Here is a 20,379-nt window from a genome sequence, read left to right as displayed (position 1 = left end):
ATTGGACTGTCCTTCAAATATCTTCCAAAAAAGCTTGAACTACTATTTCTTGATTTATAAGTGTTTGAACCTCTTCTTGGAACTTACTAGCCAACTTACTGTCTACAATATAAGACGAAATAAGACTAGAAAGATTTTCACTGAAACTTTTGCTCTCATTACGAAATATATTGTGTTTAAGATAGTCTAGCATTTTCAAAATATCTTCTGCTTCAAGGATAGGATTAACCCTTAAAATCGGAAATCTGCTATCCAAATCATCATTAGTAGTAATCACTACATCAACTTGTGCAATATCTTCCACACTCTTAAATTGTTCTGTTGTAAATACAGTGCCAATTTGCTCATTTGGAAAATAAAGTTTGCATTGTTTCAGCAAAAGTCTCGAAACCGCAACACCTTCATCACAAACGAGATAAACTTTTTTCATATTTTTTTGAGACGATGGTGTATACTTTAAAAATCCTCCAATATGAATCGTCAAATAGGCAATATCATCGTCTGTTAGCCGAATAAACCATGCTCCTTCTAAAATTTCCGCAGATTTTCTAGTGACTAAAAATAATTCTCCATACTTGGATCGAATTTGTTTTGTTAGAGGATTTTTAGAAAAAATACCGTAAGTCTTTCTAAATAACAAGGCTTTACAGTGGATCATCAAATTTCGTAACAAATCATCCTTGTTCTCAATCTCCATTCGGATTTGTGATTCAAAATACCAGATAAATTCTTCTAAAGCAAGTTTTAATTGCCGAAAATCATCACTTTCTGCATGAATATCCAAATCTTTACGATAGGAGAGGAGAAGAACAGCTACAAGAGAAACTTCAAGTTCTGACAAAGAAATTTCAAACTTTTGAAACAACCGTTCTCCTAATTTCTTAGACACCTGATACTCTATTCTTTTTCTTATCAAAGAAAATTCTTTCTCTATATCCTGATGTCTTTCTTGATACTGTTCAACATTATGACAGCTTAACAGCAAATAAGGTAGAACCTGCAACATAAAAGTTACTTCATGATGGTTTATTTTCTTCCCTAAATCTTGTTCAACTAAAGGAACCTGTTCCTTAAAAAATTGGTTCATTTCAACAGAAAGCAAACACTCACCATCTAACCTCTCTTTCATCTTATCTTCTAAAATAGATACAAAAGTGGCATTTTCTTCCATAAAAATATGATATAGAAGCGATTGAAGATACTGAATTTTATTAAGGGGGTGGGCATGAAGATGGTATCCCTGTGACTTGCTCACTTGCAAGGTCACCTGATATTGTTCCAAAGTTAGTTGATAACGAATACTATTCAAATCATTGAGAACAGTATTCCTAGACACCTCTGTTAACTCCATCAATTTTTCAATCGTAATACGTTCTTTAGAAATACCTATCCATAGTAACATTATCATCATACGTTCATGCGTACTCATGATATAATCGTACGAATCTACTTCCGATAATAGTTCACAACAAGCATCTCTCTGCTCTTCCGTTAAGTGAATACCAATTCGTGGAATACTAATGATATGAAGCGCCTCGTCACCCAAAGCAGCATTGATTTTGTCAATGTGATAATAAATTTTCCTTCTTGACTCTTTCAAATCTTTTGAAATCGCCATAATCGTTTTGGACGTTTCTTGATCCATCAAATATTGAAGTAAATCACAACTTGCCTTATCCAGTACCATATTTCATACTCCTCTATCAATCAACTGCCTTGAAAACAACTTTATAATAGTATCACATTCACTAACGCATTTCAATTATCAACAGTAGTCTCTTAATAACGAATACTTACAATTACAAAAGCGAGGCTTGGATCGAAAGGTCCTAGCCTCTTTTCAATTCAATTTCTTATTTCTTTTGACCGTAATAAGCATTTGGTCCATGCTTACGTTGGTAGTGTTTTTCTAGAATGTACTGAGGAGCAGGTTCAACTCTTGGATTGATTTGTTCTGTAAAGCGATTCATCTTTGATACTTCCTCTAGTACGACAGAGTGATAAACAGCATTCTCTGGATTTTTTCCCCAGGTGAATGGACCGTGATTGCGTACAACAATACCTGGTACTTCAACAGGATTGAGACCACGACGCTCAAATTCTTCTACGATAACCAAGCCAGTATCTTTTTCATAGGCTACTTCTACTTCGTCCTTGGTCAAACTACGGGCGCAAGGGATTGAACCGTAGAAATAATCTGCATGGGTTGTTCCGTAGAAAGGAATATCGCGTCCAGCTTGAGCCCAACCAACTGCTTCTGTCGAATGGGTGTGGACCACACTAGCAATCTCTGGCCATGCCTTATATAACTGCACATGAGTTGGAAGGTCAGAAGATGGTCTTAAATCTCCTTCTAGAACTTGGCCATCCAAGTCCGTCACCACCATGTTTTCAGGTGTCAATTCGTCATAATCTACGCCTGATGGTTTAATAACAATGACACCTAGTTCGCGATTAACTTCCGATACATTTCCCCAGGTAAATTTAACAAGTCCATGTCTTGGTAATGATTGATTGGCATTACAGACTCGTTTACGCATATCGTTTATTACTTGATTCATCTTACATCAAACCTGCTTTCTTAATTAGTGGGTAGAGAAAAGCTTGCGCCTCTTGAATGACTGCGCGTGTTTCTTCTACAGTTTCACAATTTTCAGACCACATTTCGATTAGGAAAGGTCCATTATAATTGGTTTGTTTTAAAATATCGAAAGCTTCTTCCCATTTGACACAACCTTGCCCAAAAGTTACATCTCGGAACTGGCCCTTTGAACTTTCTGTCACTGCATAAGTATCCTTGAGATGGAGAGCTGCGATGGCATGATGCCCAAGATAAAATTCACTGTAGACATCATTATGCCATGCAGATACATTACCAATATCTGGGTATACAAAGAGGTAGGGAGAGTCAATCTCTTTTTCTACAGCCAAGTATTTTTCGATGCTATTGATGAAAGGATCATCCATAATTTCAATAGCAAGTACCACCTGAGCTTCTTCAGCCCAGTCACAGGCTTTTCTCAAATTTTTGATAAAACGTTGGCGTGTCTGGGGTGACTTTTCCTCATAGTAAACGTCGTAACCAGCTAATTGAATCGTACGAACTCCCAAATCCTGAGCTAATTCGATACATTTTTTCATGAGTTCCAGAGATTTTTCCTCTAGAACTGGATCATTTGATCCCAATGGGTAACGACGATGTCCTGAAAAACAGATAGAAGGAATACGAACACCAGTTTCATAAATCGCTTTGACAACTGCCAAGCGCTCTTCCTTGCTCCAGTCCAGTCTTGCTAAACGCTGGTCACGTTCATCAATAGACATCTCGACAAAATCAAAGCCTAACTCCTTAGCAAAATTTAAACGTTCTAGCCAAGTAAAGTGTGTTGGGGTTGCCTTTTCATAAATTCCAATTGGACGTGCCATGGTTTACCCCCAAATTCGTCTGATTTCATCCTTGAAGGCACGCGCTGCTCCTGCTGGATCTGCAGCCTCTGTAATTCCACGACCTGCGATAAAGGTAAAGACATCAACACCTTCAAAGAGTTTGAGAGTATCTACATCTAGACCACCTGTTACAGATACACAGAAGCCCATGTCAATGAGTTTTTTAACCTTATTAAGGTCTTTTTCACCCCAAGTTTCACCAGCAAGAAGAGCATCACGAGATTGGTGATAAATAGCTTGTGAGATACCTGCATCTAGCCAAAGCTGAGCTTGTTCAAAAGTCCAATCGCCATAAAGCTCGATCTGGATTTCGCCTCGTTCTCCTCGTTCAGTCTTGATAGCCTTTAAAGCTGCTTCCATAGTAGGGATGGTTGCACAACAGATACAAGTCATCCAATCGGCACCACGAACGGCATTATTTTTGGCAACTGTTCCACCAGCATCGGCACATTTTGTGTCTGCCACAATAATCTTATCTGGAAAAAGGCTTCGCAAGACTTCAACCAGTTCACTTCCAACTTGTAATAAGCAAACAGTTCCAGCTTCGATAATATCTACTTCCTGACCAACAGAAACAGCTGCTTTAATCGCTCCTTGCAAGTCTGAATGATCTAATGCAACTTGTAAATTAGGTATTCTTTTTGTCATCTCTTTATTCCTCTTTCTAACTTTCCAAATCCAATCCCTCGAGATAAGGGCTATCCTTAGATTCTTCAATCATCGCCAAGACATCTTCCTTAGTCTGGCAAGCCTGTAAACGTGCGATAGAATCTTCTAATTCAAACAAGGCAATAATCTGTGGAATGGCTACACTTGTGTGAATTTTTGAGCTTGTTGCTGCTAGTGCCAACAAAACTGAAACTTCTTTCCCATCTGAAAATACAACAGGATTTTGTAAGGTGATCAATGAAAAGGCATCTCTTTGCACTCCAGCTTCAGGTCTAGCATGGGGCATAGCCATACCTGGCATTAAGATATAGTATGGGCCATACTCTTCAGTCGATTCGATAATAGCATCGTAATACTCTGGCAAAATTGCTCCACTTTCAATCAAGGGATCTACCGCTACCTTGACTGCTTCTTTCCAATCGTGAGCCTCTAAACCTAGTCGGATCGAGTCATTGTCAATTAAAGCTTGTTTTAAATTCATATCTGCCTCCTTTATTTAAAGAGGGAGAAGGACAGAAACGATAACTCTCAGTTTCTATCCAGCCCCCTCCAACCTTTTACTGTAGTGCTTGACTGAGTTTTTCAGTGATTTCTTTATCATCCATCAAGTTGTCAAGCCCAATTAACTTCCCATTAGTCCGACCTTCTAATTCTTGGATCAAATGAAGAGAAGCGATTACGATATCATATCCTGCTGCTAAACCTTTAGCTTCACCGACACTGCATGAATTGACTGTAAAATCTGTTTGATTAAGCTTACGGAGAGCATTTTCAACCTTCATCTTGATAACCATTGATGAACCCATTCCATTTCCGCACGCTGCTAATACTTTAACCATTTTATTTCTCCTTTTCTAGATACTAAGCTTCTTCTTGAACTTCACCGTTGTAATATTTCTCTTTATCTTTTGCTTTGGCAAATTGAAGTTGAGGAATAACAAGCAAGAAGAGACACACAAGTACATAACCAACAATACCAAGGTATTTGAAGATATATCCAAATCCAAGCCATGGGAATTCAAAGTCGATATTTCCATGGTAACCACCATAAGATGCTAAATCAAGAAGAGCTACACAGAGAGCTCCTAAAGCAACTTGGAGAACACCTGAGATGAAGGATAGGATAACAGCCACTTTCCATCCGCCGCGTTTATCAGCGTAGACCGCAATGGCTGCATTGTCAAAGAACACTGGTACAAATCCTGTAATAATAAGAATCGGATTTTTAAAGACGATGAGCAAGACAATTGTGATCAATTGACCAATCAAACCAAAGGCAAATCCTGACAAGACAGCGTTTGGAGAACCAAATCCATAAGAAGCTGCAACGTCAACCGCTGGGAATGAGCCTGGCAACAATTTGTTTGAAATACCTTGGAAGGCGTTTGTCAACTCAGATACGAACATGCGGACACCTTGCATCAAAACGAACAAGTAAACTGAGAAGGTAAAGGCTGTTTGAATAATGTACATAAAGAAATCTTGTTTAGCAGGATTGAATAGATTTCCTGAAGTGATGACTTCTTTATTAGACATAATGTCTGGACCCAAGATTAAAAGAATGGCTCCGAAGAATACGAGCATCAAGGTAGCAGATGCAACAACTGTATCGTGGAAGATTGAGAGGAACTTAGGTAATTTAAGATTGTCTAAACTTTCTTCTTTCTTACCAAAGCGTCCTGCTACTTTATCTACAAACCAGATTGCAAATTGCTGTTGGTGACCAATCGCAAATCCGCCACCACCAGTCAAGCGTTGAGTTGCCTCAACAGTCATATTTGAACTAACTGCCCAGTAAAGTCCACAGATGATACCAATCGCTGCTATACCGTAAGCATTGCGCAATTGTGGTACTAAGAATAGAACCATAAGAGATACTGTTGCAGCTTGTTGTACCATGATGTGACCAGTAATAAAGAGGGTTCTTACCTTCGTAATCTTGCGAAGAGCTACGAGCAAGATATTTATTCCGAAACCAATCAATAGGGCTGTAGTTGCAGTTCCAACAAAATCTGGAAACTCTGCTGCAATTTTGTTGTTTGCTGCAGCAAGTCCAAAGTAAGGGTCGATAACCGCTGCACCAATTTGGAATTTGTAGTTAAGGGCTGCTAAGATCGGACGGAAGGTTGTAACCAAACCACCCGCACCCACGTTGAGCAACATATACCCTACTGTTGCTTTAACAAACCCTGAGAAAACGTCATGGGCAGGTTTTTTCAAAAGTGCGTATCCTACCAACACCAATAAACCTACGAAAAATGCGGGATTCTGCAAAATATTGCTAGAAAACCAATTTAGAACACTTGAAATGACTTCCATAATTGTTCTCCTTTTGAATTGTTTTTGTAGTTTTATTATATATTTTGAAAGCGCAAACAAAAAGACCAAGAATTACACATCGGACTGTTCACTCTTGGACTGTATGATTTATGATATTTTAATGATTAGCTTAGTTTCTCGTAGCTAGATAAAATGGAAGAATTTTATCATAAGATTTCAGTAGGGCTTCTACGATTTCTTCTTCAGATGAATTCTCTGTTATAGGGACATCTATTTTAACTAACACTTTTCGGACTTCCTGATTGGATAGTTTATTTCTTAAAATTTGACGATTTTCTTCGTTCGCCTCCCACCGTTGACTTTGACCATCAGAGTAGACTAGATAATAAACACCTTCAACGGTTGGAACTTTTAAAACTTTGGCCTGCTTGCCTAGAGTTCGCTCATCTTTCTTACGCTCGATGAAACTGACCTCTAAGGAAATTCCAAAGTCAGTAGATGTCCCATACAAACGAAGAGCCAACATAGGTTCTGTTACTTGTCCGTCTCTCTGTAGATAAACCCAAAAATGTGGTCGTAAACGTTGCGCCTGATTCATCCACTGGCTAGTCTGTTGAAGTTGCCATTCTGGATGACTTGCTTGAAAGGCTTTAGCCAGTTCTGTAAAAGCCTTTCGAGCCTCTTGGCCTTTGTGGCGCAATTCCAGCATTTTCTCTCGCTCTGCTCCCGCCTTATCAGGATTACGGTACTGCAAATCAGCAAAGTCTAAATAGTCTCTTATCTTATTCAACATTAATTTAATCTCCTCCAGCTAGCAAAAAATCAGGATAACCCTGATTTTACTTATTCTGTATCTACAACGACATAGCGATTTGGCTCATCACCCTCAGAGTAACTCGTCACGCCATCCAAACGTGAAATAATACGATGAATAATCTTGCGTTCGCTATTCGACATTGGATCTGTCTGATGACTGCGCCCTTCTTCTAAAACACGAGTCGCCAATTTTTGCGCATAGGTCTGCAAGACTTCTGCACGGTGTTCAACATAATCATTGACATTAATAGTAATGTAGAAGGTTCTTGAATAGCGGTTGTAAAGATAATTTTGAGCCAACAGTTGCAAGGCCTTCAATACTTTACCATGATAACCGATAATACGCCCTGGTTCGTTAGTATCAATTTGCAAATTGATACTACGACGGTTATAATCATTTGAAAGTGTGGCTTCAACATCCATGTCACCAATAATCGTTTGAACATAAGTCGTGACTTCCGTAGCTACTTGTTCAATATCAAAGCTCGGTTCAACTTTCAAGCCCAAGTCTTCTAGTTCTTGACTTTCAGTTTGCTCAGTTTGGCTTTCAATAATAGGTGTTTCTACTTCTTCGAGAGCAGTTTCTTCAAGTTGTAATTCATTTAAGATCTCAATGTGACCAGTTTCTTCCAAGATAGTGCTGGCATGTCTTTCATGTTTTAAAATTTCAGCCTTGACTTCATCAGAAATACCTTGGCCTCCCTCTTCAATCTTTTTAATTGCCTCTACAACATGACCCAAATCAACAGTTGCTTCACTGACTGTTTTAACAGGCTCATTCAAATCATTAATTTGCTTTGGAACTCCCTTTACAGCTTGTTGGTTTGCTTTTACAACTGTCGTTTCACTAATAGCATCGATATCCACTTGAGCTGGTTTTTTACCAAATAAGCCAAGAAACCCTTTTTTCTCACGAGAAATGACTTTGATATGAGCCTTCATTCTTGGAATATCTAATTCTTTCAATCCTTTCTGGATTGCTTCTTCAACAGTTGAACCTGTAAATACTACCATTATCAGATTCCTCCTTATTATTTCGTTTTCTGAGCCTTTTTCTTGGCTTTTCTTTTTCTATTTTCCAAATCTTTCTGTGCCTGTACTACAGCCTCGCGCTCTGCAATAATCTTGAATGGATTATTCAAGAAATAGGTTTGCAAGACTTGATAAGCATTAGACACTGCCCAGTAGAGAGCGACTCCGCTCGGAGCATAAACCCCAAAGATAAAGATCAAGACTGGAATCCCGTACATCATCGCAGTCGTAGCTCCATTTCGCTCAGACAAGGCTTTGTTGGACAACCAAGTACTTAAAAAGGTAAATACTGCTGCTAAAATCGGAAGAACAAGGGTTGTATCCACACCACCAAGGTTAATCCATAAGAAATGACCTGTCTTTAAAAAGTCAACTCTTGATAGAGCTTGGAACAAGGCCAAGATAACCGGCATCTGAATCAAAATCGGCCAAAGAGAATCTGAATGTCTGACACCCATTTCTTTAAAGACTTTACGCATTTCTTGCTCTAGCTTGGTTCTGCTTTCCATATCACGACCTGGATATTGTTCTCGAAGCGCCTTAATGCGTGGTTGAGCTTCCTGCATTTTTCTGGAAGCCACCATTTGCACTTGAAAGACTGGCAAGAGGACTGTACGAATCAAGACCGTAAAGAGAATAATCCCCACTCCGATACTGATATCAAATGATAAAAAGCGAATGATTTCCGCAAAGAAGTAAACAAATTTACTCCAAAAATCAGCCGATTCGGCTGTAATATCGCTAGTTGTCCCATTTGTTACACAGGCTGTCATGATAAATAGGGACAGTCCTAGCAAACTAGTCAACTGTAGTTTCTTTTTCACTCCCATTTCCTTCCTGGTAAATCTTTGATAATTTTAATACGTGGAGTAGATTTTTCTCCATCTCTGCGTATCCCAAGGTTTCGACTCCTTTTCGAGCAATGACAACAAAGTCGACATCTTCTACCAGACTCCCTTTTGCATTCTGGATAATATGTCGAATTCGTCGCTTAATTTGATTTCTAGTGACGGCATTCCCCAGTTTTTTGCTAACTGATAGACCTACTCGAAAATGGTTTTTCTGATTTTCTAATTGGTAGACAACAAATTTGCGATTGGCAAAACTTGTTCCTTCCTTGAAAATTGCCTTAAAATCTTTCTCTCTTTTTACACGAAAGTTTTTCTTCAAAACTCAACTCCATCTATTAAATTACTACTATTATACCATATTTTTCAAAAAAGCCAATCATAGCAAGGTTTTGGACAATTTCACCATAAAAAGAAGCTGGAAAAATCTCTTTCCCAACTCCTTGTACGGAATATTTTTACTAGTTTTACTTATTTTTTCAAACGTTCAACGTCACGGGCAATAACTAGCTCTTCATCTGTTGGAATAACCAAAACACGAATCTTCGCTGCCTCTGTTGAGATGTCTCCTGTCACGCCAAAGACGTTCTTTTCTGGATCAACATCACAGCCAAACCAAGAGATACCTGAGATAACATCTTCACGTACATTTGCAGAATTTTCACCGATACCTGCAGTAAAGATAATAGCATCTGCTCCATTTAAGACTGCAAGGTATTGACCGATATGTTTTTGGATACGGTCAACATACATTTCATAGGCTAAAGTGGCGTCATGATCCCCTTCTTCCATAGCAGCAATCACATCGCGCATATCACTAGATTTGCCTGAAACACCCATAAGGCCTGATTCACGATTAAGGACGCGACTAATATCTTCGGGCGTGTTAAAGTCCTCTGTATATTGCATTAAATAAGGAATGATAGCTGGGTCAATATCTCCTGTACGTGTTCCCATCATCACACCACCAAGTGGAGTGAATCCCATTGAAGTATCGACAGATTGACCACCCTTAACAGCTGTAATAGAAGCACCATTACCGATGTGGCAAGTAATCAATTTCAAGTCCTCTAATGGACGGCCCAAGAGTTTTGCTGCTTCTCCTGCTACAAACTGATGGCTTGTACCGTGGGCACCATATTTACGAACCTTGTTTTCTGTGTAATATTTTGTTGGGAGAGGGTAACGATAAGCTTTCTCTGGCATACTTGTGTGGAATGAAGTATCAAAAACAACTACACTGGTAATGTCTGGCAACAATTCCTTGAAGGCACGAACACCTGCCGCATTGGCTGGATTGTGAAGAGGAGCCAACAAGCTCAACTCTTCAACTTTTTCTAAAACATCTCCCTCAACGACTGTTGATTCTTTGAAATATTCTCCACCTGCAACAACACGGTGACCAACACCTGTAATTTCATCATAAGCCTTGATAATATCGAAACGAATCAAGTCATCCAATAAGATTTTAACAGCTTGTGTGTGATTTTCGATATCCAAAATTTGTTGTTCAGAACGGCCGTCAAATTTTACAGTTGAAATTGAATCTTTCAAACCGATACGTTCAATCAAACCTTTCGCCAATACTTTTTCTTCTGGCATTAAGTATAATTGCCATTTCAAGCTTGAACTTCCTGCATTGATTGCAATTGTTTTTGTCATAACAAGACTCCTCTTTTAAGCGTTTTCATCTATTATAACAAAATCTATTTTATATTTCAGTACCTTGAGTCCATTTTTGAAAATTTTCTTTAAATTTCATTAAAACACTTGCATCTTGCAAGCTAGCAAGTGGATAAACAAAAGGCTCTACTCCTATTTCATTTTTCTTCTGTAAGATAAAAATGGTCTTGGATTGTTTGGCATTGGCAAAGAGATTTTCAGGCAAACTAATCATAGCAACCAGACTTGCCTCTTCTTTCAACCACCCTTTCAACAAATCACTTTGAGGACTGGTCAACAAATCACTCGGAGCGAGAAAAATAGCGTAGCCATCTGACTTGAGATACTTAAGTCCTTGTTCCATGAGCAAGTGATGGGCATAAGTATGTTCTTGGCTAGAAGCAACTTGATGGCGCGACGCAACGGCATCATCAGGATAATAGCCGACAGGTAGGTCGCTGACGACCACGTCGCTTTCTTTGAGCATTTGTGGACGAACGGCATCTCCTTGGACAAAGCCAGCCTGCAAACCAATTACATCTGCCATGCTAGCTGCCAAATCAATCAGCAAATCATCCACTTCCATTCCCAAGTAATCCACCTTTTTATCAAGCGAGGTCAAGAAAGTAGCCCCCAGAATCCCCATCCCGGAACCCATTTCGAGGATAGTAATTTCCTCCTCTTTAAACAATTCTTCCACAATAAACACCAAAAGTAAAGCAATGGCATCTGGCGTAAACTGGTGATTGGCCTGTAGGGGCTCTGTCTGCCCAGCCTTCATCAAGAGAAACTGGTAGGTCTTGAGCCATTCTTCTTTGCGAAGCGCTAAGCGTTTAAGGGCATGATTGTTCTCCTTGACCTGCTCTAGCTCAGTCTCACCATCCAAATAGATGCTGTTTTGCTCCACCAGGGCATCATAAAAGTTGGTCGCCAAATCACTTTGGATGACTTGGACATTCCCTAGTAAATACGTATAAGCTTGTTCAATTTTTTCAAAATCCATATTCCTATCTTATCAAATTTCCCTTCTTTTTTCCATCCTTATAGAAAAATCACTCCCTGACTAGGCGAGTGATTTTTGGGATACTGTTAAAAAGAGCTCTGAGTAATTTCCTTGAAACAGGTCTTCAGCGCTATAGAGGATCTGACTATGCACAGATGAAAAACCGTGCTGAATTAGCTTGTTTTCCAGTTCAGGCAATTCAAATCCATGATGGTTAGCTTCTGTCTTAGTAAAATCAGCAAGTAGGAGTTGTCCATCTTCCTTCAAATGTTGATGAAACAGTGAGAGAGCTTCATCCAAATCAGGCATATGGTGAAGAACCCGACAAACAACAATGAGATCAATCTCTTTCTCCAAGGGATTTTTCAATAAATCTTGCTCCAAAAACTGGATATTCTTGATGTCTTGCTGCTCCGCTTTCAAACGAGCTTGCTCCAGCATTTTCTCAGAAATGTCTACAAGAATGACAAACTTAGCTTGTTTGGCTAGGGGCAAGGTTAACAGACCCGTCCCACCACCGAAATCCAAAATTTCTTTGTCTGATAGAAGATCAATCTGTTTCTCGACTGCTTGACAAACCAAGTTTGCAAGGAAGATATTTTTAGGGGAATCAAAAGTTTCTGCTTTGTGGTTAAAATCATGTTTCATATCTTTAGTTTAGCACAAAGTAGCTTGGTTGGCTAGGAGTTCTCTTTCTTTTCTGATTTTTTCTTCTCCACTTTTTCGCTTGAATCGGTCGCTACCTTTGCCTTTTTATCTGTTTTCTCTTCTTTGATTTTGACTGAAGGAAAGATGAATTCATATTGACTCTTAGGTGTACGAACCGTCGTCACCAAGCCAGTTTTCTTCTTTTGATAGCTTACCTGACCTAGATTAAAGACCTGTTCCCCACTTTCCTTATCAACCTTATCTTTGGTTCGCTTGGCCATAGCAAAAGCAATCAGCTTTTCTTTATTTAAAGCATAGTCTTGATAGTGGGCGACTTGCCGGTTCAAGTAAAATTGTAACAAAAGACTAAAGATGGCTGCTATGGTGACTGCATAAAGGAGAACACCTGCCTTAACTTTTTTCTTTTTCCACACGATAGATGAACTCCCTTTCTAAGCCTTTTTGGAACTGGAAACGAAAACGAACCAGTTGATTGTCCTCTGTAATCTGTGCGGATTTGAGGCCATAAACCATCGGCTGATAACCCCGTCCACTGGCATCTGTTTTACGAAAATCGTCTGACTTGGACTTACCGATAGCGATGTCCTTGCCATCTTGCTTCATATAAATGCGATTGCCTTCCACTTTTTCAAACTGCGAACGGTCTAATTCTGCCTCCAGCTGGTCCACAAACAAGAGCCACTCCTTTTGTTCGCTTTGCTGCTGGTAGCGAACTTCTGAAATGAGGAGCTGACTCATGGCTTGAAAGAGAAGTAAGCTTCCACTAATGACAATAAGAGCAATCAGAGATTCCAACAAGGTAAAAGCCTTGACCTTATGGCTCTTTGATTGCCAACAACTGTTCTGAACCATGGTAGACCTCCAATCCTTTTTCACTAGAAAACACCTGAACCTCCACTCCGTTGATGTTTACCTGATTTTGACCTGTCTGCAGAGCCATCTTAGCTACCCTCAAGACTTCTTCCTTTTGCAAGATTTTTGCTTCTTCTTGCCTATTTTTCTGAATTTGTCCCAAAAGGAGGGTCGCAATGCTGGCAAAAATAGCTAGAGCAACTACTGCTTCCAGTAAAATCACTGCCCTAATTTTTTGTTTCCTTAATGCGTTTAATTTTTCCATTTCCTAGATATAATTGATAGCGAATCGCTCCTTTACTGGTCTGAAATTCAACCTTAGCCAGGGACGAATTGCCCCCAGCTCGGTCAAATGTGATACTTTGGCCTGATGGTGCCTGAATTCCTTTAGGAACTATCAACTTTTGACTGCCATTGCTAATCGTCTGCCCATCTAAGTTCAGACTAATCTTTTGCTGACTGGCTACACTGCGTTTTTGGGTTTCCTGATAGAGTTCTTCAAACTCCATAAAGAAAATCTGCTCCTCTACCGCCGCAAAAGTAGACTGAACAGAGCCGGACAAGCCCAAGGCAAGGATACTCACAAGACCCAAAACCAAGAGACTTTCCAGCATGGTAAAGGCCTTAATCATTGACTTTACGATTTCCCCCTCCATTTTTTGTATAGTATTCATTATAGGCTTTAGCCTGTTCTTTTGTGATTCGCCCATCTGCTTGTAACTTGCTTAGGCTAGCATCTTCATTTTTATCCAAGCTATAAAGTTCTGCCTGACTTTCTACCACCTTAACAACAGCAGCTTTTCCTTTGTCATTGACTGCTTCTTTTTGCTTGGTCAAATTAGGTACAAAGAGCAAGAGAAGCACGCTGATGATGAGCAAGACCACCAACATTTCCACAAGTGTAAAAGCTTTAACCTTAGCTTTTTTCAAGAATGTCATCATTTTTTTCATTTTAAAAATTCACCTCCATATTTTGATACATGGGCATGAGCATTGCCGCATAAAGTAAAACAATAATCAGTGCCACAAAGATAAAAACCAGTGGCTGCACCAAATTCATGGTGCGGTTGACTCGGGTAAAAAAGGCTTCCCAGGTTTTTTCAGCATAGATTTCCAACTCACTCCCCAGCTTAGACTTGACTTCACCATACTCGATAATGAGACTCAACTCCTTTTTAAAGAAAGGATAGGTTGCTATGGTTTGAGAAAATTCGCGGCCATTTTGTAGGGATTGAGCTAGGTCTTGACCGATTTCTTTAAAGAGCTGGGAACCTTGTTCCTGCATCATTTGAAAAATCTGCGTCAACTCCAGCCCTTGAGAAATCATATTCCCCCATTCACGCGCATAATAAGCTGTCAGATAAGTCTGCACAAAGATTCCAAGAAAAGGAAGGCGTGCTAGGATAGAAAAGACGCGCATCTTAGAACTTCTTTTATAAAAAGTTAGTGCTAAAAGGGCAAGTATGGAAACAAACCCTACCATTCCTAGAAAAATTTGTGGCAGATTACCAATGATTTGGGTGGCAATATTGCTACTATCCAGTTGTGGTAGTAGGTAGTTCCGTAGTCCCAGCATGATTAAAAGAAGAAAACCTAGCAAAATCAAGGGATAGGTCGCTACCTCAATTAGTTTTTTCTTGACCTTGGCAAGATTGTCTAGATACTCTTCTATCTTTCCCAAACTCAGGTGAAGATTCCCATGAACTTCCGCTAGGGATAACTGAGTGACAGTAGCACTTGAAAATCCCAAACTTTCCATCATTTCTGAGAATGATTTCCCCTGAGACAAACCTGTGCGCATCTGGGTCACACACTGCTTGTCCAACAAAGCACTCCTATCTAAAAAGGAGATGGTCTCCACTAGATGAAAACCACTGGAAAAGAGATTGTTAAACAAGGTGATGATATTTTTTTGCTTAGCTGTAGCTAATTTTTTCCGTTTCAGCCTGAAGACTTGTGATATGTCCATCTTCAAGAAGCTGGTCAATCTGTTCATTCCAGCTAGTTGGCTGGTGTTCTTGATAGTCTTTGTTGGCAAAGTCAACGATTCCTCCTCCCCCAATTAATCTCTGGTAGCAGACTCCCTGCAGAACGACTGCCAATTCCTCCTCACTCACACCCAACTCCAACAGGCGCTCATAAACACCTCGAATACTCTTGGCATGAATGGTTGAAAAGACTGTCGCCCCTGTCAAACCGGCTCTGACCACTGCACGCGCCGTCTCGCTGTCTCGAATCTCTCCGATAATCAAGAGATCAGGACGATGACGCAAAGAAAGTTTGATGAGATTTTCATAGGTTAGTCCGATTGCTTCATTTAGCTGCAACTGGAGCATGTCGTCCTGCTTGATTTCGACAGGATCTTCTATGGACATAACTTGCTGTCCTTTAAAGAGAGATTTAGCCAATTCATGCATCAAGGTCGTCTTACCACTTCCGACTGGACCAGCAAAGAGATAAAGACCACGTTGCCTGTACTGCTTACCCAGTTCTCCAATATCCTGAAACCAAAAATGCAAATCCTGCTCCTCATCGTGCAACAAACGAATCACTAAACTCTCATGCCCTCGATAATCACCTACAGTAGATAAACGTAGGGACGCCATCTTCTGGTCATATTCATAATCACAGGAACCAAGTTGACTACGTCGCTTTTCTCCAACATTCATACCCGCCACAAACTTAAAGTGACTGATGACGGCCGCAAATTTTTCAAAATCATAACAACCGATTTTACAGCGCTCGTCTCCGACCCTCATATGAAGCTCATAGGCGTCTAACTTGGGGACAAAATAAATGTCTTGCGCCCCTTTTTTTCGAGCTGAACGAATGATTTCTTGTGCAATTTCTTGAACCATACTTACCTCCTCACCTATACTATTCGCAAAGATTTGGAAAAAATAAAAAAGCAACTCCAAAAAAGTTACTTTTTCTCTATCTTAATTTCATACGGCAAGAACGGTGCCTTTCCTGACCAGTTTGTTTTTCATAGCCTGGGCGTAGTTTTTCATCTGGGATAACCTGCTCATCCTGCAAAAGAGCCAAAGAATGGTATTGTTGTAAATACTCATCACATTCATCACACCAGCGTTGATCTTCTGGATCCCAAAAAATGGTCATCAAGTCGCTTCTGCTTTTATAAAGAGGAGATTCCTGTTCCAATCTAAACCAGCAAGTTTTGTAGTATTTGAGAGCATCATAATACTGGTCAAATTTCTTACTAGCTACAATATCTTCTTCCCAACCTTCTAAGAACCACCAGGGTTCAAAATCTCCATACATTTCTATAACACGATACATATTCATTCATTCCTTTGTACCGTATATTATAACTAATTCCATTAAACAAGAAAAGAAATATGCTCATTTCTTAATTTCCAGATAAAAAATCCAGCCATCTGATGGATGACTGAATTTGATCTGCTGCCTTACGGACTAATAGTCACATAATAAAAAAGCAGAAGCTAGTCTCTAACTCCTGCTTTCTATCTTATGCTTGATATCGTTTCACACCATCTAGATACGTAGCTACCAATTCTAAATCTTTGTCTAAAACAATAAAGTCTGCATCATAACCTTCACGAATTTGTCCACAGACATCGTCAATATTAACAGATTTAGCTGGGTTGAGGCTGGCCATCATGACTGCTTCATGTGGATTTGCAATACCCCACTCGACTACATTTCTCATACCATCTTTAAGTTTGAGGATAGAACCTGCCAAATTACCAGTAGATTTGAGACGTGCAGTTCCATTTGCTACTACAACAGGGAATTCTCCCAACATATAGTCACCGTCTTCAAGCCCACCAGCTGTCATACAGTCCGTAATAAGAGCGATGTTTTCTGTCCCCTTCTGCTTAAGTAAAATCTCACAAGCTTTTGGATCTACGTGATAACCATCACAAATCAATTCTGCGTAAGTATGTGGTAGCTCATACATAGCTCCTACCATACCTAGTTCGCGGTGTGTTAAACCACGCATCCCATTATAGGCATGTACCCATACACTAGCTCCAGCATCAACTGCCTTCTTAGCTTGTTCAAATGTCGCATCTGAGTGTCCAAGTGCAACTGTCACACCTTCACCTGTAATAGTACGTACAAAATCTTCCACCCCATCACGTTCTGGTGCAATAGCGATTTTATTTAGCATCCCTTTTGCAGCATCTTGCCAAGAATGAAACTCCTCAACACCCGGGTCTCTCATATAAGTTGGATTTTGTGCCCCCTTAAAAGTTTCTGTGAAGTATGGACCTTCATAATAAATCCCACGAATCTTAGCACCTGTTGCTTCTTTATAATGGTTTCCAAGATTTTCAGTGACTGCAAGCAATTGCTCATAAGTGGCTGTTAAAGTTGTGGGCAAGAAACTGGTAACACCGGTACTAAGAAGTCCTTCACTCATAGTATGCAATGTCCCTTCAATGTTGTTGTCCATCACATCTACACCTGCATATCCATGAATATGAGTATCCACAAGACCTGGTGCAATGCTATAACCAGTATAGTCAAGAACCTCTGCTCCTTCAGGAATTTGATCCACATGTTTCCCAAATTTGCCATCAACAAGTTCTAAGTACCCACCGCGACGAATGCCAAATGGATAGAAAAACTGATCTGCTTTAACGTAATTAGGCATAATAATGACCTCCTTAAAAGATTACTTTTGATATTTATTATGTCAATTACATTATAAACTTTTCTGATTCATTTGTAAATGGTATAGACCTATTTTCTAGAGATATTTTAAAAGAGCTGTAACTTATCAAAGTAACTTCCATCTCTCTCCCAAAACTGGAAGTTACTCTCAGACGACGAATTATGCTAGAATTAAATCTGAGACTTTTCGCAAGCTAACTAGGATATCGGGTAATGAATTTAAACCTTCTGCTCATTAGCTTTATATGGTATAATGGAAGTTAATTATTGATAGGAATCGGATTGTAATAAATGAGAGAAAAAACTAAGCAAGCAAATCGCTCACGAGGAAAATTCAAACCAGAAACACGCAATTTATCAAATGATGAGGTTAAAGAGATACTTCTTCAAAAAATTTCAGAAGAAGAGCTATCTGTACCTGAAGATGAAAAAGATATAAGTTTGTTGTTAAATATTGACAGCAGAGAAAATAAATTTAATGTAGTTTCATTATTCAGCGGTGCTGGAGGACTTGATTTAGGACTTGAATTGGCTGGGTTAAGTAGCGTTATTGGTGATAAAAAAGCTTTAGAATATTTCAATTCTGGAAAAGAGACATTTAATAAATATCGTTCAGAAAGTATTTTTCATACGATATATACAAACGATATGTTTAAAGAAGCTAATATGACTTACAAATTAAACTTTCCTAAACATGTCACTCAGCATGAAAAAGACATCCGAAAGGTTTCTCATTTTCCAGAATGCCAAATTATGATTGGGGGCTTTCCTTGCCCTGGATTCTCAGAAGCTGGACCACGACTTATAGATGACCCCAGAAATTTTTTATATATCCATTTTATTCGTGCACTCATTCAAACTCAACCTGAATTTTTTGTAGCAGAAAATGTTAAGGGAATGATGACTTTGGGTCGTGGTGAAGTATTAAATCAAATTGTAGCTGATTTTGCAGCGGCTGGTTATACCGTCACTCCTCATTTAGTAAATGCTAGAGATTATGGGGTTCCTCAGTTGCGTGAGCGAGTTTTTTTAATTGGTGTTCATAAAGAAAAAATCGAACAAAAATATGGTTTTCATTATCAACTACCAGAGGCTACTCACAGTAATCCTAATGAAATTGACTTACTCGAAGAAAAACTACCTTTCGTAACACTAGAACAGGCTATTGGGGACCTTAAAAATAACCCAGGACCATATTTTCAAGGTGAATACTCAACAATCTACATGAGTCGAAATAGAAAAAAGAGTTGGTCTGAACAATCTTTTACTATTCAGGCATCTGGTCGCCAAGCTCCTCAACACCCAGGTGGTGAACCTATGACAAAAATTGAAAAAAATAAATGGATTTTTAATGGCGATATAAATAGGAGACTTTCTATAAAAGAAATCGCCAGAATTCAAACATTTCCAGATTGGTTTGAGTTTTCAGATGGCGGAAATATGAAACTTAAAGAAAATGGACGAATTGATAAAATTTATAAGCAAATTGGAAATGCAGTCCCTGTATTATTAGCAAAAGCTATTACTCAACCCATATCAGATTTTATATATAAGGAAATTGTTAAAGGAAAATAATATGGAAGCGAATATTTTAACAGCAGTTATTAACATTATAAAGAGTCATAACTCCAATCTTCAAGAAATTTATATGGGTTCTAATCGAGCTAATTCAATGGGAGATGCTCTTGAAAAATATATTGTCGATAGCTTTGCTGACACGATTTTAGAAGATGACGAATCAGCCCGAATACTGAAAGTAAATCAAGTTTTTTCATATCTGGGTAATGATTCTAATCCACCTGATGCTATGTTGAAAGGCGGAGCAGCCATTGAAACTAAGAAAATCGAAAGTCGTAATTCTCAGCTTCAACTTAATAGCTCAAGTCCTAAATCTAAACTTTACGTTGATGATTCTCGATTAAAACAAGCTGCTCGTGAAGCAGAAGAATGGAGTGAGAAAGATTTTATTTATTCAATCGGTTTTGTAAATAATAGACAGCTCAGAGAGTTAGCATTGATTGACGCCTCTGTTTATTGTGCTGATAAGATAGTCTATCAAGATATTTTTGAAAAAATAAAATACGGCATATCAAGCATTCCAAACGTTAATTTTTCACCAACTCAAGAACTTGGGCGAGTAAATAAGATTGACCCATTAGGAATAACAAGTCTTCGTATTCGTGGTATGTGGCTACTTGATAATCCTTTTACTGTTTTTAAATATATTTATACCCCAGTAGAAGAGGCTGATTTCAACTTATTTGCATTAGTATCATCACAGCATTTTGATAACTTTAACAATAAAGATGAGCTACTATCTTTAGCTAATAATACATGCAATCTATCAATTATTGATGTAAAAGTTAAAAATCCAAATAATCCTGCACAACTTATTGATTGTAAGAAAATTAATTTTCACTTTTAACTCTATTGAGGTAA

The 20,379-nt window shown here is 38.9% G+C and carries 25 protein-coding genes; 2 read left to right on the top strand and 23 right to left on the bottom strand.

Going from position 1 to position 20,379, the window contains the following annotated elements:
• Nucleotides 1-13 precede the first annotated feature (13 nt).
• The 23 genes from K4Z77_RS07160 to nagA form a co-directional block, all read right to left on the bottom strand.
• Complete coding sequence (locus K4Z77_RS07160) at nucleotides 14-1,687, bottom strand: BglG family transcription antiterminator (protein ID WP_224218896.1); 1,674 nt, start codon at nucleotides 1,685-1,687, stop codon at nucleotides 14-16.
• Nucleotides 1,688-1,853: 166 nt separating this feature from the next.
• A complete protein-coding gene (locus tag K4Z77_RS07155) occupies nucleotides 1,854-2,561 on the bottom strand; it encodes an L-ribulose-5-phosphate 4-epimerase (protein ID WP_224218895.1) in 708 nt (235 codons plus the stop codon).
• Nucleotide 2,562: 1 nt separating this feature from the next.
• The gene (locus K4Z77_RS07150) at nucleotides 2,563-3,426 is read right to left on the bottom strand and encodes an L-ribulose-5-phosphate 3-epimerase (protein ID WP_101786357.1); all 864 of its coding nucleotides are present in this window, start codon (nucleotides 3,424-3,426) and stop codon (nucleotides 2,563-2,565) included.
• A gap of 3 nt (nucleotides 3,427-3,429) precedes the next feature.
• Nucleotides 3,430-4,095 (bottom strand): 3-keto-L-gulonate-6-phosphate decarboxylase UlaD, encoded by a 666-nt coding sequence (locus tag K4Z77_RS07145; RefSeq protein WP_224218894.1) that lies wholly within the window; start codon nucleotides 4,093-4,095, stop codon nucleotides 3,430-3,432.
• A gap of 16 nt (nucleotides 4,096-4,111) precedes the next feature.
• On the bottom strand, nucleotides 4,112-4,597 hold the full coding sequence (locus K4Z77_RS07140; protein ID WP_050243351.1) for a PTS sugar transporter subunit IIA: 486 nt from the start codon (nucleotides 4,595-4,597) through the stop codon (nucleotides 4,112-4,114).
• Nucleotides 4,598-4,673: 76 nt separating this feature from the next.
• Nucleotides 4,674-4,955 (bottom strand): PTS sugar transporter subunit IIB, encoded by a 282-nt coding sequence (locus K4Z77_RS07135; RefSeq protein WP_000241466.1) that lies wholly within the window; start codon nucleotides 4,953-4,955, stop codon nucleotides 4,674-4,676.
• A gap of 22 nt (nucleotides 4,956-4,977) precedes the next feature.
• The gene (ulaA, locus tag K4Z77_RS07130) at nucleotides 4,978-6,435 is read right to left on the bottom strand and encodes a PTS ascorbate transporter subunit IIC (protein ID WP_224218893.1); all 1,458 of its coding nucleotides are present in this window, start codon (nucleotides 6,433-6,435) and stop codon (nucleotides 4,978-4,980) included.
• Between the two features lie 130 nt (nucleotides 6,436-6,565).
• Nucleotides 6,566-7,189, bottom strand: coding sequence for a hypothetical protein (locus K4Z77_RS07125; protein ID WP_000932629.1), 624 nt, complete (start codon nucleotides 7,187-7,189; stop codon nucleotides 6,566-6,568).
• 50 nt (nucleotides 7,190-7,239) lie between these two features.
• A complete protein-coding gene (gene jag, locus K4Z77_RS07120; RefSeq protein WP_224218892.1) occupies nucleotides 7,240-8,226 on the bottom strand; it encodes an RNA-binding cell elongation regulator Jag/EloR in 987 nt (328 codons plus the stop codon).
• A 17-nt stretch (nucleotides 8,227-8,243) separates the two neighbouring features.
• Nucleotides 8,244-9,068, bottom strand: a complete 825-nt coding sequence (locus K4Z77_RS07115; RefSeq protein WP_224218891.1) for a membrane protein insertase YidC — start codon at nucleotides 9,066-9,068, stop codon at nucleotides 8,244-8,246.
• Nucleotides 9,043-9,414: a ribonuclease P protein component gene (gene rnpA, locus K4Z77_RS07110; protein WP_000739245.1), complete on the bottom strand. Its 372-nt coding sequence runs from the start codon at nucleotides 9,412-9,414 to the stop codon at nucleotides 9,043-9,045. Before rnpA ends, K4Z77_RS07115 begins: the two co-directional genes overlap by 26 nt.
• A gap of 149 nt (nucleotides 9,415-9,563) precedes the next feature.
• The gene (locus K4Z77_RS07105; protein ID WP_224218890.1) at nucleotides 9,564-10,754 is read right to left on the bottom strand and encodes an acetate kinase; all 1,191 of its coding nucleotides are present in this window, start codon (nucleotides 10,752-10,754) and stop codon (nucleotides 9,564-9,566) included.
• Between the two features lie 49 nt (nucleotides 10,755-10,803).
• Nucleotides 10,804-11,757 (bottom strand): class I SAM-dependent methyltransferase, encoded by a 954-nt coding sequence (locus K4Z77_RS07100; protein WP_224218889.1) that lies wholly within the window; start codon nucleotides 11,755-11,757, stop codon nucleotides 10,804-10,806.
• 60 nt (nucleotides 11,758-11,817) lie between these two features.
• Nucleotides 11,818-12,405: a class I SAM-dependent methyltransferase gene (locus tag K4Z77_RS07095; protein ID WP_224218888.1), complete on the bottom strand. Its 588-nt coding sequence runs from the start codon at nucleotides 12,403-12,405 to the stop codon at nucleotides 11,818-11,820.
• 32 nt (nucleotides 12,406-12,437) lie between these two features.
• On the bottom strand, nucleotides 12,438-12,839 hold the full coding sequence (gene comGG, locus K4Z77_RS07090) for a competence type IV pilus minor pilin ComGG (RefSeq protein ID WP_173254919.1): 402 nt from the start codon (nucleotides 12,837-12,839) through the stop codon (nucleotides 12,438-12,440).
• Complete coding sequence (gene comGF, locus K4Z77_RS07085) at nucleotides 12,817-13,278, bottom strand: competence type IV pilus minor pilin ComGF (RefSeq protein ID WP_224218887.1); 462 nt, start codon at nucleotides 13,276-13,278, stop codon at nucleotides 12,817-12,819. The genes comGG and comGF overlap by 23 nt, the downstream gene beginning before the upstream one ends.
• On the bottom strand, nucleotides 13,241-13,543 hold the full coding sequence (comGE, locus tag K4Z77_RS07080) for a competence type IV pilus minor pilin ComGE (protein ID WP_263432413.1): 303 nt from the start codon (nucleotides 13,541-13,543) through the stop codon (nucleotides 13,241-13,243). The genes comGF and comGE overlap by 38 nt, the downstream gene beginning before the upstream one ends.
• The gene (comGD, locus tag K4Z77_RS07075) at nucleotides 13,506-13,910 is read right to left on the bottom strand and encodes a competence type IV pilus minor pilin ComGD (RefSeq protein WP_263432412.1); all 405 of its coding nucleotides are present in this window, start codon (nucleotides 13,908-13,910) and stop codon (nucleotides 13,506-13,508) included. Before comGD ends, comGE begins: the two co-directional genes overlap by 38 nt.
• Complete coding sequence (gene comGC, locus K4Z77_RS07070; RefSeq protein ID WP_000738644.1) at nucleotides 13,903-14,229, bottom strand: competence type IV pilus major pilin ComGC; 327 nt, start codon at nucleotides 14,227-14,229, stop codon at nucleotides 13,903-13,905. Before comGC ends, comGD begins: the two co-directional genes overlap by 8 nt.
• 1 nt (nucleotide 14,230) lies before the next feature.
• Entirely contained in the window at nucleotides 14,231-15,247 is a 1,017-nt protein-coding gene (gene comGB / locus K4Z77_RS07065; protein ID WP_224218901.1) for a competence type IV pilus assembly protein ComGB, read from the bottom strand.
• Nucleotides 15,195-16,136, bottom strand: a complete 942-nt coding sequence (gene comGA, locus K4Z77_RS07060; RefSeq protein WP_224218886.1) for a competence type IV pilus ATPase ComGA — start codon at nucleotides 16,134-16,136, stop codon at nucleotides 15,195-15,197. Before comGA ends, comGB begins: the two co-directional genes overlap by 53 nt.
• A 76-nt stretch (nucleotides 16,137-16,212) precedes the next feature.
• Nucleotides 16,213-16,578 carry a DUF1033 family protein gene (locus K4Z77_RS07055; RefSeq protein WP_224218885.1) on the bottom strand — a complete coding sequence of 122 codons (366 nt, stop codon included), beginning with the start codon at nucleotides 16,576-16,578 and terminating at the stop codon, nucleotides 16,213-16,215.
• A 190-nt stretch (nucleotides 16,579-16,768) separates the two neighbouring features.
• Nucleotides 16,769-17,920: an N-acetylglucosamine-6-phosphate deacetylase gene (nagA, locus tag K4Z77_RS07050; RefSeq protein ID WP_001134550.1), complete on the bottom strand. Its 1,152-nt coding sequence runs from the start codon at nucleotides 17,918-17,920 to the stop codon at nucleotides 16,769-16,771.
• 311 nt (nucleotides 17,921-18,231) lie between these two features.
• Between nagA and K4Z77_RS07045 the strand changes: the two genes are divergently transcribed.
• A complete protein-coding gene (locus K4Z77_RS07045) occupies nucleotides 18,232-19,515 on the top strand; it encodes a DNA cytosine methyltransferase (RefSeq protein WP_224218884.1) in 1,284 nt (427 codons plus the stop codon).
• Between the two features lies 1 nt (nucleotide 19,516).
• Nucleotides 19,517-20,365, top strand: a complete 849-nt coding sequence (locus K4Z77_RS07040) for an NgoPII family restriction endonuclease (RefSeq protein WP_125453044.1) — start codon at nucleotides 19,517-19,519, stop codon at nucleotides 20,363-20,365.
• Nucleotides 20,366-20,379: the final 14 nt, after the last annotated feature.

This window comes from Streptococcus mitis subsp. hohhotensis, assembly GCF_020089495.2.
Taxonomy (GTDB): Bacteria; Bacillota; Bacilli; order Lactobacillales; family Streptococcaceae; genus Streptococcus; species Streptococcus hohhotensis.
The sequence above is the reverse complement of the archived record's forward strand: the minus strand, read 5'-3'. Positions and strand labels throughout refer to the sequence as shown.

What these genes read in the sequence shown, in the direction of transcription:
- K4Z77_RS07155 (WP_224218895.1), bottom strand. Translation starts at nt 2,561, where the DNA reads ATGAATCAAGTAATAAACGATATGCGTAAACGAGTCTGTAATGCCAAT.
- K4Z77_RS07135 (WP_000241466.1), bottom strand. Translation starts at nt 4,955, where the DNA reads ATGGTTAAAGTATTAGCAGCGTGCGGAAATGGAATGGGTTCATCAATG.
- K4Z77_RS07040 (WP_125453044.1), top strand. Translation starts at nt 19,517, where the DNA reads ATGGAAGCGAATATTTTAACAGCAGTTATTAACATTATAAAGAGTCAT.
- K4Z77_RS07125 (WP_000932629.1), bottom strand. Translation starts at nt 7,189, where the DNA reads ATGTTGAATAAGATAAGAGACTATTTAGACTTTGCTGATTTGCAGTAC.
- K4Z77_RS07045 (WP_224218884.1), top strand. Translation starts at nt 18,232, where the DNA reads ATGAGAGAAAAAACTAAGCAAGCAAATCGCTCACGAGGAAAATTCAAA.
- K4Z77_RS07145 (WP_224218894.1), bottom strand. Translation starts at nt 4,095, where the DNA reads ATGACAAAAAGAATACCTAATTTACAAGTTGCATTAGATCATTCAGAC.
- comGF (WP_224218887.1), bottom strand. Translation starts at nt 13,278, where the DNA reads ATGGTTCAGAACAGTTGTTGGCAATCAAAGAGCCATAAGGTCAAGGCT.
- K4Z77_RS07095 (WP_224218888.1), bottom strand. Translation starts at nt 12,405, where the DNA reads ATGAAACATGATTTTAACCACAAAGCAGAAACTTTTGATTCCCCTAAA.
- comGA (WP_224218886.1), bottom strand. Translation starts at nt 16,136, where the DNA reads ATGGTTCAAGAAATTGCACAAGAAATCATTCGTTCAGCTCGAAAAAAA.
- nagA (WP_001134550.1), bottom strand. Translation starts at nt 17,920, where the DNA reads ATGCCTAATTACGTTAAAGCAGATCAGTTTTTCTATCCATTTGGCATT.
- K4Z77_RS07105 (WP_224218890.1), bottom strand. Translation starts at nt 10,754, where the DNA reads ATGACAAAAACAATTGCAATCAATGCAGGAAGTTCAAGCTTGAAATGG.
- jag (WP_224218892.1), bottom strand. Translation starts at nt 8,226, where the DNA reads ATGGTAGTATTTACAGGTTCAACTGTTGAAGAAGCAATCCAGAAAGGA.
- comGE (WP_263432413.1), bottom strand. Translation starts at nt 13,543, where the DNA reads ATGGAAAAATTAAACGCATTAAGGAAACAAAAAATTAGGGCAGTGATT.
- K4Z77_RS07055 (WP_224218885.1), bottom strand. Translation starts at nt 16,578, where the DNA reads ATGTATCGTGTTATAGAAATGTATGGAGATTTTGAACCCTGGTGGTTC.
- K4Z77_RS07160 (WP_224218896.1), bottom strand. Translation starts at nt 1,687, where the DNA reads ATGGTACTGGATAAGGCAAGTTGTGATTTACTTCAATATTTGATGGAT.
- K4Z77_RS07150 (WP_101786357.1), bottom strand. Translation starts at nt 3,426, where the DNA reads ATGGCACGTCCAATTGGAATTTATGAAAAGGCAACCCCAACACACTTT.
- comGD (WP_263432412.1), bottom strand. Translation starts at nt 13,910, where the DNA reads ATGATTAAGGCCTTTACCATGCTGGAAAGTCTCTTGGTTTTGGGTCTT.
- comGB (WP_224218901.1), bottom strand. Translation starts at nt 15,247, where the DNA reads ATGGACATATCACAAGTCTTCAGGCTGAAACGGAAAAAATTAGCTACA.
- K4Z77_RS07100 (WP_224218889.1), bottom strand. Translation starts at nt 11,757, where the DNA reads ATGGATTTTGAAAAAATTGAACAAGCTTATACGTATTTACTAGGGAAT.
- comGC (WP_000738644.1), bottom strand. Translation starts at nt 14,229, where the DNA reads ATGAAAAAAATGATGACATTCTTGAAAAAAGCTAAGGTTAAAGCTTTT.
- K4Z77_RS07140 (WP_050243351.1), bottom strand. Translation starts at nt 4,597, where the DNA reads ATGAATTTAAAACAAGCTTTAATTGACAATGACTCGATCCGACTAGGT.
- ulaA (WP_224218893.1), bottom strand. Translation starts at nt 6,435, where the DNA reads ATGGAAGTCATTTCAAGTGTTCTAAATTGGTTTTCTAGCAATATTTTG.